Annotated in this window: 9 protein-coding genes; 4 read left to right on the forward strand and 5 right to left on the reverse strand. The window is 39.5% G+C overall.

The annotated features are described in order from the left end of the window. Positions 1 to 149 precede the first annotated feature (149 nt). The 5 genes from GARC_RS20455 to GARC_RS26075 all read right to left on the reverse strand — a co-directional run bounded on the left by GARC_RS20455 (position 150) and on the right by GARC_RS26075 (position 8726). Positions 150 to 3398, reverse strand: a complete 3249-nt coding sequence (locus GARC_RS20455; RefSeq protein ID WP_153810983.1) for a tetratricopeptide repeat-containing hybrid sensor histidine kinase/response regulator — start codon at positions 3396 to 3398, stop codon at positions 150 to 152. A 12-nt stretch (positions 3399 to 3410) separates the two neighbouring features. Next, positions 3411 to 3617, reverse strand: coding sequence for a hypothetical protein (locus tag GARC_RS20460; protein ID WP_039990173.1), 207 nt, complete (start codon positions 3615 to 3617; stop codon positions 3411 to 3413). 41 nt (positions 3618 to 3658) lie between these two features. After that, complete coding sequence (locus tag GARC_RS20465) at positions 3659 to 4477, reverse strand: SAM-dependent methyltransferase (protein WP_007623905.1); 819 nt, start codon at positions 4475 to 4477, stop codon at positions 3659 to 3661. A gap of 226 nt (positions 4478 to 4703) precedes the next feature. Beyond that, positions 4704 to 6785, reverse strand: coding sequence for a sensor domain-containing protein (locus tag GARC_RS20470; RefSeq protein WP_007623907.1), 2082 nt, complete (start codon positions 6783 to 6785; stop codon positions 4704 to 4706). A gap of 186 nt (positions 6786 to 6971) precedes the next feature. Beyond that, the gene (locus GARC_RS26075) at positions 6972 to 8726 is read right to left on the reverse strand and encodes an alpha/beta hydrolase-fold protein (RefSeq protein WP_007623911.1); all 1755 of its coding nucleotides are present in this window, start codon (positions 8724 to 8726) and stop codon (positions 6972 to 6974) included. A gap of 600 nt (positions 8727 to 9326) precedes the next feature. Here GARC_RS26075 and GARC_RS20480 point away from each other — a divergent pair. The 4 genes from GARC_RS20480 (at position 9327) to GARC_RS20495 (ending at position 16704) form a co-directional block, all read left to right on the forward strand. Then, the gene (locus GARC_RS20480) at positions 9327 to 11573 is read left to right on the forward strand and encodes a TonB-dependent receptor (protein ID WP_007623912.1); all 2247 of its coding nucleotides are present in this window, start codon (positions 9327 to 9329) and stop codon (positions 11571 to 11573) included. 134 nt (positions 11574 to 11707) lie between these two features. Continuing rightward, positions 11708 to 13873 (forward strand): formylglycine-generating enzyme family protein, encoded by a 2166-nt coding sequence (locus GARC_RS20485; protein WP_007623913.1) that lies wholly within the window; start codon positions 11708 to 11710, stop codon positions 13871 to 13873. Between the two features lie 149 nt (positions 13874 to 14022). Beyond that, positions 14023 to 15237: a CaiB/BaiF CoA transferase family protein gene (locus GARC_RS20490; protein WP_007623914.1), complete on the forward strand. Its 1215-nt coding sequence runs from the start codon at positions 14023 to 14025 to the stop codon at positions 15235 to 15237. Positions 15238 to 15321: 84 nt separating this feature from the next. After that, positions 15322 to 16704 carry an ADP-ribosylglycohydrolase family protein gene (locus GARC_RS20495; protein ID WP_007623915.1) on the forward strand — a complete coding sequence of 461 codons (1383 nt, stop codon included), beginning with the start codon at positions 15322 to 15324 and terminating at the stop codon, positions 16702 to 16704. The last annotated feature ends 184 nt before the right edge of the window (positions 16705 to 16888 follow it).

The following is a 16888-nucleotide window of genomic DNA, read 5'->3' on the forward strand; positions in this document are numbered from 1 at the left end:
GGGTGTGGGTAATAAATTATACGAAGCATCAAAAGCTATGGAACCAAATTCCATTTGATGTTTTGCTCTACCCATCTGGAAACCGGCATCTTGGTTGATTTTTGCAAAGAAATTGCAAAGTGTTTTTTGGGGCCGGCTGAGGTTTGACTTCAGTTGTTTGCTAATTGGTTTTTAATTTTTGCTACTAGTTCGAGCATCGCTTGATTAAAGCGCGTTAATTGTTCTGCGAATTCTTGATTGTTTTGTTGGGTTTTATTATAGATAGTTGATTCTATTGATCTTGTCAGTTTTGCTAAGTTATCTGCTCCAATATAAGTCAGAGTCGGGAGTAGGTCGTGGGTAATTTTATAAATGTCTTGATAAGCGCCATTTTCGATTAGTGTGTTCAAGGTTTTTAACGTGGGCTCCTTTTCGACGAAGTCTTTTAACATACTGACAAAGGTTTCTTCGTCTACAAATAGTTTTTGCATGGCCTTGGCTTGATCCATTATCAACAGTGTTTCTATGGGGTTTATCGCTGATTTGTCCACTGCGCTTAACTTAGATTGTTGTGAGTTTTGAGTTATTACCTGCGGACTAGCGAGTAAAATCTCTGCTAGAACCTGATAAAAATATTCAGGTTCAATAGGCTTGGTGATATGTGCTGTCATACCTGCTGCAGAGCTCTTTTGTAAATCCTGATTCATGGCGTTGGCCGTCATGGCGATGATTGGTAAGTTGCATTTTAATTCATTACGCAGTGTTAATGTCGCTGTTAGCCCATCCATCTCAGGCATCTGTACGTCCATTAAAATACAATCAAAATTGCCTTGATGTTTATATGCCTCTATCACCTCTAAACCATTTTCAACTAAAATGACCTCTGCTTTAGTATATTTTAAGAAACCTAATGCCACTTTTTGATTCAGCTTGTTATCTTCTGCCAACAAAATACGTTTAGTGCTTAAATCAGGAACATTTTTCATTTCTTTAAAACTAGGAGATGAGTCGGTTTTCAGATTAAAAGCGACTTCTTGTAATCTATTGATTAACTCGCTGGCACTAAAGGGTTTTTCGATAAAATCTTTGATGCCTAATTGTTTGGCTTGTTGTTGCATGTGGGAAAAATCAAAAGCAGACAACATAATGATTTTGGGTTTGTTGAGGCTAAATTCTTGATTGATAATGGCGGCTACTTGCAGGCCGTCGATATCCGGCATCTTCCAATCTAATATCAATACATCATAAGGCTGGAGTTTAGCCGTAGCTAAACGCAATTTGTTTAAGGTTTCTTGCCCACCGTCTGCTAAATCTGACTTAATGTTTGCTTGTAGTAGAATTTCGGCTATGACTTGGCGTGACAAATTAATATCGTCTGCGACTAATACTTTAAGGTTAGATAGTTGTTTCGAAGGGGAGCTGATGTGTTGATTTTTTTCCTCTTTAAGTGGCAAGGTAAAATAAAAAGTGGTGCCAGAACCAAGCTGACTTTCCACCCAGATTTTACCCCCCATTAACTCAACAAGTTGTTTGCAAATAGCTAGGCCTAATCCGGTGCCGCCGTATCTGCGAGAAATAGACTCATCTCCTTGAGCGAAAGACTCAAACAATCCATCCATTTGATTTTGAGTTAGTCCAATGCCGGTATCTTTGACCGCAAACTCAAGTAAAACCCCTTGCTCAGTAGCTTTGTTTTTAACTGTGACATAAACCAAACCATCATCAGTAAATTTCACTGCATTACTGAGTAAATTAACTAACACTTGTTGTATGCGTAACCCGTCGCCTTGCAAATATAAAGGCACATCACGGGCAATATGCTGAATAAGTTCAATGTTTTTTTGATGTGCACTTATCAATTGTAAGCGAATGGCCTGACTGACAGTTTTATCCAGCTGGAAACTAGTGGTTGTAATATCCAACTTACCCGCTTCAATTTTAGAAAAGTCCAAAATGTCGTTAATGACACCCAACAAGGAACATGAGGCTTCATCAATTTGCCGCAAATTGGTCATGTCGTCAGGATTATCTGCGTTTCTTTGCATTAATTTGGTCAAACCAGAAATAGCATTGATAGGGGTACGAATTTCGTGGCTCATTCGGGCTAGAAAGTCCGACTTAGCTTGAGTGGCTTGTTTGAGTTCTTGAGAATAGCGATTAAGTTGTGCACGTTGCTTGCGAGTACGAATTAACAAAGCAACGACTAACAGCAGGGCAGCAAATACAGTCAGGGTAAAATACAGCTGATATCGATTATTCTGATCTTGGATCAGGCTTTTTTGTAGCTGTAATTCGTTTTCTTTATGTAATAGTTTAATTTCTTTTTCTTTTTCAAACACATTAAGGCGAACATTATTTATGGCCAACATTTGTGCTTGTTTCTGGTTAAAACTTTGTTTGTATAATGTGTTGTATTGTTTTAAAAAATTAAGTTGTGAGTTGGTATCACCCGTTAAATCGGTTAATTCAATCAGTTTTTCTAAAATCTGTAAAAATTGATTTTTGTCGTTTCTAAGCACTTCATTTTCAAAACTTTTTTTCAATTCATCGATAGCATTATTGGTATTGCCTTGTTGCTGATAAATGTCAGCTATGAGTAATAGTCGTGGTACTTCATTATATAAATAATCCACTTTTCTATCGGCTTCAATGGATTGACTGATCCTTTTTAGCCCTTCTTCAAAATTGCCTTGTTCAACATTTATCTGCGCGATTAGAAGATAAACCACCCCAATAAAAGGGTAATCAACTTGCTGTAATATTTTTTCTGCGATCGTAGCGTTGACTGTTGCATCCTGCAGTTGCTCTAACTGGGATTGGGCGAATGCAATGCGAAAATATGCTAGTCCTTCATAGGCTTTATTATTATGTTGTTGCGCCGCAGCAAGTAGTCTGTATGAATTTTGCAAAGTGCCCTGATAATTCTCAAGGGAATTGTATACGTTGGATATTGAACTATATACACCCAGCACTTTGTCACTTTGCAGCTCACTATATAGTGAAAACGCCTTATTTAATGCTTCTAACGCCGCTCCATATTCTCCTATTGTATCTAATACCGCGCCCTCGATTCGAAAAGACTCGGCTAATTGTAGGTTATTATCAGAAGTTTCAGCTTTGGATCGCGCCAGTAACAATCTTTGGTAGGCGACCTCTATGTTTTGTTTTAATAAACTTGCATATGCCCACACGTTTAAAAACGCACTTTCATGGTAATCATCTGGATTTTTTATAAAATAGTTACGCAAATATTCAATTCTGACAGGCACAGATGATTCATTAGCTTGAATTTGTGTCCTTAAAGACTCAATTTGATCGCTAATACTTTGATTAGTTTCGGCATGAAGGTAAGTTGCTATTAAACAACAGGTTAAAAGGCTGCAGAAAAAAGCAGCCTTCAAACCCCTTGTGAATGTCATTAAGATCACGGCTTAATATGAATGGACTTTTATGTCTTTATTTAAATTTTCAAATTTGCTCTTCACAGTATCCCAATCTTTATTCTTGATAATCTTTACATCCGCATCTGCTAGGCCGTAGCTGGTGGCTGTTGCAACTGGGTCTTTTAAGTAAGCCTCCTTAAGTTCAGCATTACTATCTAGTTCTTCTAAAAAATCTACGAGAGACTTTGTCATCATGTTTTCCTTTTAGGTTGAGTAAAGTAATTACAGTTGTAAAGTTATTGGTTTCGATAACCCATAACTTGTTCTTGGGTCAAGCCAAGTTTTGTTAAACGCCCCTGATGATAATCAGGTAAGCCCAGCGAAGGCACAACTAGGGTTGAAATCAGTGTGGGCTGACAGTTTGTTAATTCATATAATGGGAAACGTTCAATTCTAGGGCCATACAATGGCAGTGTGGCTGCTTCATAGAGAATGATTTCGTGCTCTGCAGGATACATTTTCATTAAAATTTCTTGATAAAGCTCTAATCCTGCTTTGCAGTGATCTGCATCCAACACCCCTAGGGAAGCTTCTCCAGCCAAGCCTATTTGCCAGATAATTTGGGTCATATGGGGGTCGAGCTTATAATCGCGAAACAAAAATTGGGTGGCTTCATAAGACTGACAGCCATAATGAGCCGGATCGATACCTAAATCAGCGATAAGACAATCTTCGGCAGAAATACCGGGCAACATTTCAGCCCGCAATCCTAGTTCTTTTACTTTTTTAATTGCCCCATGGGAAGGATTAACAAATACACCAGGGTGGCCATAAAAAGCCGCACAGACTTTTTGCCCTGCTTTTACCGCGTCTACTATACGATCTGTCATCTGTTGGTAAGTAATAGCGCGAGATTTGCCTGCTTGGTACAGGTCATCTAATTGCACAGTATTGGGGTTAAGTTTTTTAACCACATTCTCGCCAATTTTGTTGCTAATACCCATAAACACTATATCTGCGTTTTCAATATAACTCTGGGCCAATAGCGTCATTTGGCCGGCAACACTGATACCTGTGCCCACTACTACCAGAGAGCCTAGTTGTTTTGTTGACATACAGTCCTTGTCCCTTTTTTTTATTATCGCTAACAATACCAGTACTGACTTGTCAAAAACAGTGTGTTTTTTTACCCAGTACTGATTTATTAAAAAATAATGATTTTTTTACAATATGTGAATGACAACAAATACATGGTTTTAGTCAGGTATTTATTATCATCAATTGCAGGTGATCGTAAATATGAAGGCTAGGCTCGCAATGTGTTGAATGAAATATAACGATTTATTTGAAATGGTTGACTGAAAAATCAAGCAGCTGTTGGGCGGGTATAGGTTTACTAAAATAATACCCTTGGACAAAGTTACAGCTTAGTTCTTCTAATAACTTCAGTTGCTCCTCAGTCTCAACACCTTCAGCAACAACTGTTAGTCCTAAACTATGTGACATGGTAATAATGGCTTTAACTAAATCACAATCTGCCTTGTTTAATGTTATGCCATGAATAAAGCTGCGATCTATTTTCAGTACATCAAAAGGATATTGTCTTAAATAACTTATAGATGAATAGCCTGTACCAAAATCATCCATTGATAATTTTATGCCTAAATCATTAATTTCAGCTACGGCTTCATGGATATAAGATTGAGCGCTCATTAATACCCCCTCAGTAATTTCAAGTTCTAAACTTTCAGGGTTAACATTTTCCTCAGTAAGGGTATTTTTGAGGAAACTGAGTAACTCATTATCTCTGAATTGACGAGGAGATAAATTGACAGAGATTGTGTATTTTTGATGTTGAATATTTTGCCATTGATTTAAAAAACATAGTGCTTGTTTAATAACATATTTGCCAATAGGCACAATGAGTCCAGTGTGTTCAGCAATTGGAATAAACTCATCTGGCGTTACATTGCCTAGCGCTAAATTATGCCAGCGCAGCAAAGCTTCGGCACCAATAATTTCTTTGTTTTTTACATCCAATTGAGGTTGGTAATATATTTCAAATTCATTACGCTCTAACGCTCCGCGCATCTGCTCTTCAATTTCCATACGGCGTTGAATAATAATATTCATTTCATTAGTAAAAAATGAATAGGTATTGCGGCCTAGCGCTTTCGCTTGATACATTGCAGTATCGGCATTTCGTAATAAGTCAGATGAACTACTACCATTTTCCGGATACATAGCAACACCAATACTTGTTGTTAGTATTAATTCTCTGCCATCAATTTTAAAAGGCTTTCTAAACGTTTCCAGTAAATTTTCAGTAATGGTTAAGGCATCATTATGCTCAGTGAGACCTCTTAGTAAGACAATAAACTCATCCCCACCTAAACGACCAACAGTATCTTCTTTTCGTAATACTTGCTGTAATCTATGGGCTGCTTTGATTAGAAGCTTATCGCCTATTTCATGTCCTAATGTGTCATTTACTTTTTTAAAGTCGTCTATATCAAGAAAAAGTACCGCAGCTTTTTCAATATTTCTTTCCGCTTCAATTAGCATTTGTGATAAACGGTCAAGAGCTAAAAAACGATTGGGTAATGAAGTTAGATTGTCAAAGTAAGCTTGATGGCGAATGAGTTCGGCAGACTTGTACTGTTCGGTAATATCACGAATAATTGCCACAACTTGTTTATATTTTGAGAAATGGTTAATTCTTGCCTCAAAATATACCAGCCCATGGGGCATTGTGAGTTCATATTCAAAACTTATAGTCCCTTTTTCCTGTAATAATTTAGCAATATGAGTATTAAACTTGTTAGTTACTTTCGCAGGTAATATATCGGCTATATTTTTACCTACCAGTTGATTGGGTGGGACATAAAGATTTTTTGTATTGCTCGCATGATAATCGAGGATTGTTCCATCATCAGTCATCAAAAAAAATAAATCGGGGATGGCCTCAAATATAGTTTCAAGCATATTCTCTTTAAATACAGCTTGTTCTTGAGCTTGTCTAACGTCGGTTAAATCTACATCAATACAATACATTTGTTTGGTATTATATTGATTTGTAAACATTACATGGCTAGAAAAAACTGATACATCATGACCGTTTTTATTGCGTAAGGTGATCTCAGTTGCAGGAATTTCTACCTCATTTTCTATCCAGTCACTGTGCGCTGCAATAACAACGTCGCGGATAGGTTCAGGAATAATCAGATCTTCTAGTTTTTGTCCTATAGCCTCTTTTTTACTATAACCATAAAGTAATTCGCTACCTTCATTCCAATAGATAACGCGTCTTTGTTCATCGTATCCCTGCACAGAAATAGCATTCACTGCATCAAATAATTGGTGTAGTGGATCATTGATAACATATTGATGGATTAACATATTTTCAACTTTGCTTGATTTCATAAGCGAGATCCAAATATTTCATGTCTGTTGGTAGTAAATAATAGGCCTAAATAATTTAATTGGCAGTTTTAAACAGAATTCAACTAAGTGTTTAATAAATCTTTTGGGAAACCTAGGGATTGAATTTGATTAAATATTTTTCTGGTTAACTGTTTCAAAACCTTTAACTGTTGTTATACATCTATATTATTCTGCGGATTTCGAGTCATAAGATCGAGATAATCCATTAGCAAACATATATTGTACGCCTTGTTGAAACCCTAGAGCCCAGACATCAAGATCATGACCACCATTCACAATATGTAGTTGCACTGGGCTAGTTAAGCACTGGTCAATCTCTTGTTTGACACATTGGCTGAGTTGCTGCTGCAAAATGACTGCCTGTACTTCCATATTGTAACTATGTGCATCTTTTGGCAGATCATGCTTTTCACTTATATGGTTCCAATCATCATCTCCGGTAATGATGTAGATAGGGACTCTATGTTTTTGTGCTAGATATGACTGAAGCGCAACTGGGTAGTTGAGTCTGTTCCATTTGGATAAGCTAAAAGGTTCGCCGAATGCTCCCCGCGTCACTGCCCCAGATGTGATGGGCGCATCCTTATGCTGAACTGCAGGACTTAATAATACGGCAGAGCTAAACAGTTGTGGATAAACAAGGGAATAGCGTAGTGCCCCATATCCTCCCATAGAAAAGCCAAGAATGCCTCTTCCTGATCTTTGACTAATAGTCTGATATTTTGCATCTACTTCAGGTATCAATTTTTGAATGATTGATGACTCAATAGCGCCATATTTATCCGAGTCAATCCAGTAGCTATTACCGCTGATTGGTGCAATTGCAATAACGGCAGGGATTACTTTTTGCTCAATCATAGAATCTAGAATGGGCCAAAATTCGTTCCAACTTGTATCATTTCCACCGCTACCATGTAGCAGGTATAAAACCGGATATTTGGTGTCGTTTTGAGCGTCGTAGCCATCTGGTAAATAAACCTTATAAAATAATGAAGCGTGATCAATTTGGGACTGTTTTAGTGAACCCTCGCCGCTTAACTGATTGGTTAACACCAGCCCTTTGTTGGATGCTTGAGATATTGATGGATCATAAAGGGAATGAGATAAAGGTAGATTGTCGTTATCAAAAAAGTATTTCAAGCCTTCTTCGATACCATTTAACCAAGCATTTTTTGTTGCACTACCATGCAAAACTCTTAATTCGGCAGGGTTTGCAGGGACATCATGGAATTTTTTAAATTTTTTCTGAAACAAGTTGGCTTTATGCAGTTGTTGGTATAACTGCACTGCTTGTATATTGTTATCCACATTCTCGTTTTGCGGATGTCGCAATTTATGGTCTGGGTCTGAGCACCCTGGATCATCGCCAGCAATAATATAAAATGGTATTCGAGCTGATTGCTTCGCATATTGGACAATGGAACGAGAGACTAGGTTTTCATCCCATTTAGCTTGAGCAAATAGCCCGGAAAAATTAAGTGTGATAATACCTTTAAAAAACTCGGGATGAGTAAGTCCATATACAGTGGCGGCTTGTGCTCCTATCAATAATCGTCCATCAGCATATGGGCGCGAGTTATAATGTTTGTCCACATAGTTAATTGCTTCCTGCATTACCTTGTGATGATATAAAACATTATTTTTTGGATCATTTACAACAGAATTATCTGCCTCCACCAACACTGTGATAACTGGTTCAATAAGCCCTTCAATGAACATATTATCTAAAGTTTTATAAATTTCATTGCCTTTATTGGCGCTTAATTTATCAGAACTCAAAATATAAATAACGGGATAACCGCGACTGCGATTTGCATCATACTCTTTTGGAAGATGAGGCTGATAATCAACCGTTAATTTACTGGTTACAATATGCTCATCAGTACTATTGAGGGCGTTTGCGGCTAAGCAAATGTTCATCAAAAAGACCAGTGTAAATCCGCAACTTGTTCTAGTCATTAAGCCTCGTTGTTAATTGATTGTTGGTTTGTGCGGTATAGAATATAGCCAAAAGTTGCTGATGAGTTAATTCAATGATCCTTTATTCAAAACATACCGATACTATCGTTTTGCGCAATATCTAGCTGATTTTAATAAATACAGGTAGTTTTTGATAAATATTTCAGATATAAATTTAACAAGTTAGTACTTTGAAATAATGAAAATTTGACTGAGTAAAAATACAATCTCACGTTAATATAAACGAAGTGACAGCGGTCTCAAGTACACTTTAACCCGCATTTATACGGTTTCCCCCCATTCAATTTGTCCTCCATATGGCTAGGTTTGTTGGTCTCTGCTGCAAGTCGTTTTTTGTATAAGATTTGAGAAGTAACTTTATATATATTCTGAAGATACTATTGAGGGATTTTGTTCGCCATTTGGTTACCGTATATTTTTAATGAGAAACATATTTTTTACATAAACTTTACAGCTTGGCGGTTGTTTTCATCGATTGTTTCAGGCTCGTTAAACTGACTTTTGTTAAGTCGAGAACACTTATTTTACAGAGGCGAAAAAATGCATAATAAAAAAATGAAAAAACTGTCTGCGATAATAATTGCTAATATGGCGATGTTGCCATTATTACCCGCGACTTCTTTTGCACAGCAAGCCGTTGATGAACAACAATCGAAAGCTGATGTAGAGAAAATCATTGTTACTGGCTCAAGGCAGCCCAAAGCTGCAAATAAAATTCCCGGCGCTATTAATGTTATCTCTCGAGAAGAAGTCAGTCGTAATATAGCTTTGACCTCTGATGCAACATCGTTACTCACCAGAACCGTTCCTGGATATTCAGAATCCACTCAGCAAATGTCTAATTCAGGGGAAACCCTTCGTGGGCGTGTCGCATTAAGGTTGTTTGACGGCGTTCCTCAAGGTTCTCCATTACGAGAAGGTAATCGGGCAGGTATTTTTACTGATATGGGGATTATCGAACGCGTAGAGGTTATTAATGGTCCTTCAGCCTCTGAAGGTGTTGGTGCTGCGGGCGGAATTATTAATTACATTTCACGTACTCCTACCAAAAAAGGTACAGAAGTAACTTTGTCTTCTCAATATCGAACTCAGTTTGAAGACGATAGTGAAAGTTGGAGACTAGGTTTTAATGTGGCACATCTAGAAGATGATTATGACTTGGTTTTGGCGGCGTCTTTTGCTGAAACAGGCATAGGTTACGATGCAGATGGTCGTCGCATTGGTTTGGGAACAAGTGGTTCTGCAATGGATTCAGAATCTGATAATTTGTTTATAAAAGTTGGCACCAATTTCGGTGATCAGGATGAGCAACGTCTAGAACTGTCTTTGAGCCGTTTTAATATAGCTGGCCAAGGCAATTATATATTAGTCGATGGTGACAGAGAAACAGGTTTAAGTAGCACTTCAGAACCTGGACGTCCATTAGGAGCAAGAGCAAGCTTTAACGATTTTAGTCAACAGAGCCTGACTTATACTAATGACGATTTTTTTGGCGGTTCTTTTTGGGTTCAATATTATCGAGCTGATCAAGGAATGCGTTACGAAGCCGAAAATAGTATCGACAAACAAGACCCTTTAATTGCTCCAATAGCATTAGATGAAAACGGTGTTCCACTTAGTGATTTTCCATTAATTGATCAGTCAGAGATCCATTCTGATAAAGAAGGCTTGAGATCTTCTTGGACGAAATTAGATATCTTTGGAGTAAGAGATTTAGAGCTACAAGTTGGTTTGGATGTTGTGACAGATACGGCTCAGCAGCTATTAGCTCTGACTAATCGTGTTTGGGTGCCACCTATGGAATACACCAGCAAAACACCTTTCTTGCAACTTTCTTATGACTTAGGTGATGTTACTGTAACCGGTGGGGTTCGTCGTGAAGATGGTCAATTAAAAGTAGATGACTACACTACAACTTGGTACAGAGACCGCCGAGAAGTATCTGGTGGTACCTTAGATTATCAGGAAACATTAACCAATTTGGGTGCCATTTGGCGAGTTACTGACGATTTTTCCGCATATATATCAACAGCTAAAGGCTTCACGCTACCTAACGTAGGTATTCCGCTGCGTAACATTAGTTGCTCCAACGACACCAGTGAAGGTGATGTGCCGTTTGGCGGCACGCAACCTGATGGATGTCCTGACGATGATCCTATTTCTGTAGATGGAATTCTTGATTTACAACCCATAGTTGTACAAAACAAAGAGATAGGGTTCAACTGGAATGGTGAGCGCGCAAACTTTGGGGCATCATATTACCTGTCTGACTCAGAATTTGGGGTTAGTTTGAGAGTCGACCCTGAAACTGAAGATTATATAATGCTGCGCAGACCTACTGAGATTAAAGGTTATGAGATGACAGCTGGTTTCAAAGTCACCGATACCATTGAACTGAGTGCGATGTACTCGCATACCGAAGGTAAAACCCGTACTGGCGATACTGGACCGCTTGATCGCGAAATGGGGATGCGTGATGTTGGCCCTGACAAAGTGGTGTTAACGGCGAACTGGAAGTTTTCAGATCAGGGTAGGGTAGTACTAGGTGCTCGTACTGTTCTTGACAATGATATAAACGAAGGTCAAGCAGGTGAAGAACACATAGATGGTTATACTCTTTTTGACTTAAATGCTAATTATCAATTAGACAATGCCACGTTCAGCGTTGGTATAGATAACCTGTTAGATAAGTCATATTTTTTAAGTCATTCTCAGGTTGACCAGTGGAGAAATTATTTTAAAGGTCAAGGTCGTATAGTTAGTTTGGGCTATACATTAAAATTCTAAGACTATAAAACTTGCCCTCGGTATAGGCCGAGGGTAAGACAAGTTCCACTGCATACCTGATATATTCTAATTTACATAATTCTGTTACTCCAGTTAGTTAAGCGGAGTCCACAAAATAAGCTGCATGAGTTTCTATGACCGATAAAAAGTACAACATACCCGCCCCCAAACCTAAAATAGCTGAATTTGAACAACCTCATACTTTACCTATTCATCTACCTACTCCTGGCGAACCAACACCTTGGCCATTTCATAAAATTGGTGAGTGGAAAATTGACGTAAATGCGGGTGTCGATACGTGGCGTCATGGTATGAAAGTGTGGCGCCAAGAACATTTGATCCGAATGGGATATGACGATGCCCAATATAAGCGTGAAGAATTACTTTGGTCACAGAGTAACTATGTGCACGCGCAAATGATGGTTGAAGATCGTTATTTTTATGATCCTGTTGCAAGACAATATACGGTAGACAAATATCTTGATGATCTGAAAGCTCGATTTGGCGGAATTGACAGCGTTTTACTTTGGTACATTTACCCAAACATCGGAATTGATGATCGCAGTCAACACGACTTAGTTGATTCATTACCGGGCGGTCTTGAAGGATTGAAACAGGTTGTTGCCGATTTCCATCGCCGTAATGTGCGAGTGTTTTTGCCCACTATGCCATGGGATAATGGTACCCGAGATAATGGTAAAACAGATTGGCAAGCTATGGCCGAGCTCGCCGCTGAAGTGAATGCAGACGGTATCAATGGAGATACTTATTTTAGTGTTCCTCATTCCTTTAGAGTGGCTTCAGACAAAACCGGGCACCCAGTGGTTTTACAACCCGAAACCTGGCCACTGTCAGATGAAGCATTGATGTGGAATAACCAAACTTGGGGTAAAGCCTCGACCTCTTTTATACCTGCGGTTAGCAAATTGAAATGGTTAGAGTCGAGGCATTTAACTAATGTCGAGAACCGCTGGGCGAGAAATCGTACCGATGATTTCCAATATATATTCTTTAATGGTCATGGTTATAACGCTTGGGAAAATATTTGGGGTATCTGGAATCAATTCACTCCCAGAGATGGGGAAACCTTGCGGCGTATTGCCACTATTTTCCGAAAATTTTCCACTTTGCTTGTCGGCCCCGATTGGGAGCCCTATGCACAAACTCTTCAGCAAGGTGTTTTTGCAAGCGCGTTTCCTAGAGAACAAATGACCTTATGGACTGTAGTCAATCGCAATGAGTATGAATTATCTACAGAGCAACTAGTTGTTAATCATCAGGCTGGTACGCGCTATATCGATATCTGGAATGGCGTTGAGCTAAAAGCCAGATTATCCAAAGATAAGGCAATATTACATTTTGATATGGAGCCTAATGGGTACGGCTGTGTATTAGCGTTAAAAGAAGGCGAAAGTATCACTGATCTAACGGTTTTCTTGCAGCAAATGAAAGAGTTAGCTGCTAAGCCGTTGCAACACTATTCAGGAGCGTGGAAAGCGCTTGTACAGAATATGGTCGATATTCCAGCAACTGCACCTAAGACAGAAGCACCTGAAGGCATGATCGCCATTCCTGCTGGTGGTTTTGATTTTAAGGTGGGTGGGATAGAAATTGAAGGTTTCATGTGGGCAGGTCTAGACTTCCAATATCCGTGGGAAAACGTGCCGCGTCGAGCCCATAACCAGCACCTAGATATAAAGCCATTTTTTATGGATCAATATCCTGTGAGTAATGCTGATTATTTCAAATTTGTCACTGCCACTGGTTATCATCCTGAAGATGATTTCAACTTCTTGAAGGATTGGGTAGATGGAAAACCTCAAAAAGGTTGGGAAAATAAACCCGTAACTTGGGTGTCCATTGAAGATGCAAGAGCATACGCAACTTGGGCAAATAAACGCTTGCCTAACGAATGGGAATGGCAATATGCAGCCCAAGGTACGGATGGACGTTTGTTCCCATGGGGCGACAGTTGGGATGCTAACGCTGTGCCAGCAATCAATCACCAAAGAGATTTATTGCCTCCTGCCAATGTTGATGCACATCCAACCGGCGCTAGCCCATTTGGGGTAATGGATATGGTGGGGAATGTTTGGCAATGGACCAATGAATTTGTTGACGAACATACTCGTGCTGCAGCTTTGCGTGGAGGATCATCATATCACCCAGCTACATCTCATTGGTATTTCCCACAAGCCTATCAGTTAGATCAACATGGTAAATATTTATTGATGGCGCCCTGTAAAGACAGATCAGGAATGCTCGGATTTCGCTGTGTTGTTGATTCTAACCGAGATTAGTTGCTTGTTTTAATCAATGGCGGGAATAAACATTATGTATGCTTTGATGAAAGTACCATTCTGTTTATTCTCGCTTTAAAGTCATACAAACTTACCTGATTGGGTAATCAATTTTGACTATTCTCTCATTGGATTAGTGGAGGAAGTTTATGAATTCTAAACCAGAATATTCTTTATCAACAAGATCTGGAGCTGATGGGCCTCTAAGTGGCATTCAGGTTATAGATTTAAGTGCATATATTGCAGGACCATATGGTTGTACCTTATTAGCTGATCAGGGCGCAGATGTCATTAAAATTGAGCCCCCTACTGGCGATAATATGCGTAAATATCCTACCACCTTGGAAGCTGAGCACAGAGGTTTTCTCGGGATTAATCGTAGTAAACGTGGATTGGTGCTAGATCTTAAAAGCCAGGAAGGTCATGAAATACTGATGAAGTTGGTAAAAAAGGCCGACATATTAGTGCATAACTTTCGCCCTGGCGTACCTGAACGACTCGGTATCGATTTTGAAACGTTAAATTTAATCAACCCCAGACTAATTTATTGTGTTGTTACTGGTTATGGTGAAACGGGACCGTTGAAGAACAAGGCTGGCTTTGATCAAGTGTTACAAGCGATGAGCGGAATTTGTTCTATGCAAGGGATACGCGGTAAAACACCTGAAATAGTCAACGGTTCAGTTGTTGATTATTATGCTGCAGCATTAATATCTGGTGGCGCGTCCTCTGCTTTATATGAACGTGAACGCAGTGGGTTAGGACAATATGTTGGGGTGTCGTTATTACGTAGTGCCTTAACGATGCAATCAGCTAGGCTTGTCTGGGCTGAAGGTGAACCTGCCAATATCGGACGAGATTTCCGGTCAGGGGGGATAACCGGCATCCACCCAGCCAAAGAAGGATATTTGTATTTATCTGCTAATACACCACATTTTTGGAAAGCACTTTGTAATAAAGTTGGTCTTCCCGATTTAGCGGCTTCTGAGCGCTACGATAGTATTCGCAAAAGAGCTGAACATGCTGCAGAAATAGTACCTTTGTTACAAGCAGCATTAATGAATAAAACCGCCATTGAGTGGGAGACCCTTTTTGGTAATGACGTGCCATGTGCCGCTGCTCGACAAATTGAAGACGTATTTAACCATGAGCAGGTTGTGGCAGAAGACATGATGACCACATTTGAACATCCACTGGTGGGTACATATCAGGGAATGACCCGGGCCATAAAATTTGGCCGCACACCAGGACCTAAACCTTTTGCGGCACCAGTGTTTGGACAACATTCCGATGCTGTGTTGGAGCAGCTCGGATTTACCGAATTACAACGGACTAAACTGCGTAATGATAGCGTAGTGAAATAAACCTATTCATGCCTATTGGTTTACTACAAGGCATCAAAATGATGCCAGTCAATTATTTGTTGTTTATAAATTTAAGGAAATTTTGTGATTATTCGATATCTGGATCCTCTAGAACAGCTAGAGTTTGAAATTATTCAACGCACAGAACAAGGCGACGATGCCAGCGAACTTTCGAATGCTTTCAAAAAAATACAGAGCCAGCCGTTAGAGCTGGGCAGTCAGAATGCTCGTCAGTTACTGATCGAATTAATGGCCACTGACAAACAGGGCAATAGATCGTCTTTAACTGAACCTGATGAATTGAATGCGATAATGGATGCTGCAAAACCAATAAATGCTCCCGAATCAATTCGAACTCCTCTTAATGAAGCTGAACTTTATAATCGTATTCTGGGCGGTTGGTTAGGGCGTTCCGCTGGTTGTTTACTTGGTAAACCAGTGGAGCGATATCAACGGCCTTCGTTGCGAGAAATGCTAGAAGCCAATAATACTTGGCCATTGGATAATTATTGGACCCAAGATGGGATGCCAGAGGAAATTCTGACCAAGTATCCATGGAAAAGACGTGGAGGTTTGGCCAGTCTTAGGGAAAATATTCAATATATGCCCGAAGATGATGATCTTAATTACACTATGCTAAATTTACACGTATTCGAGACCCATGGTGAAAATTTTAGTAGTGAAGATGTGGGCACCGCCTGGTTAGCAAAATTACCGGTGATGGAGTTATTTACTGCTGAACGAGTGGCCTATTTTAACCTCTTAGCAGGGCATGATGCACCTGAGTCTGGACTCTATATTAACCCGTTTCGGGAATGGATCGGCGCCCAAATTCGAGCCGACTTGTGGGGTTACATTTCTCCTGGAAAACCACAACGGGCAGCCGAATTTGCCTGGCGTGATGCTCGCCTGAGTCACTCACGCAACGGTATCTATGGTGAAATGTTTTTTGCCGCACTGATTGCCGAAGCTTTTTATGGATCAGATATACGTACCTTAGTGCACGCTGCTTTAGCTTGTGTCCCTGCTGAATCACGCTTTGCGAAAGCTATTAATATAGTGCTGGAATTTCCCCTTAAAGAAATGCAATGGGAGCAAGTGGTAGATGAAATCTACCATCATTTTGGCCACTACCATTGGGTACACACCATCAATAATGCGGCATTAACCGTTGCTGCATTATTAGTGGGTAACGGCGATCTGGAAAAAACCATATGTAATGTGGTTATGGGAGGCTGGGATACTGATAGCAACGGCGCCACAGCAGGCTCCATAGTCGGTATCATCAACGGTGCCACCGCATTGCCTAATAAATGGATCGACCCACTGAATAATCGTATTCGCTCTAGTTTGGGAGGGTTTGATAATGCCCAATTTACTGATTTAGCCACTAGAACTGTTGCTGTCATACAAAGTTCATCGAACCAAAAATCAAATGCTGCTGTTAGTCAGGTAGATGATTTTTAACCGCTAATACTGCTTTTAACTACTGTTTCTAACAATAATTGGGTTATTGACTACGCAATCTGCTTTGTGGATAGCTGTGGTCAATAGCTATCTGGGGACCCAAGTTAATTATAAAGAAACAAAAAGTATGGTTTGAAGATAGAATAGAACTATTTTGTTAATCCTAAAAATAACTTAAATTGCC

The organism is Paraglaciecola arctica BSs20135, from assembly GCF_000314995.1.
Lineage (GTDB): Bacteria > Pseudomonadota > Gammaproteobacteria > Enterobacterales > Alteromonadaceae > Paraglaciecola > Paraglaciecola arctica.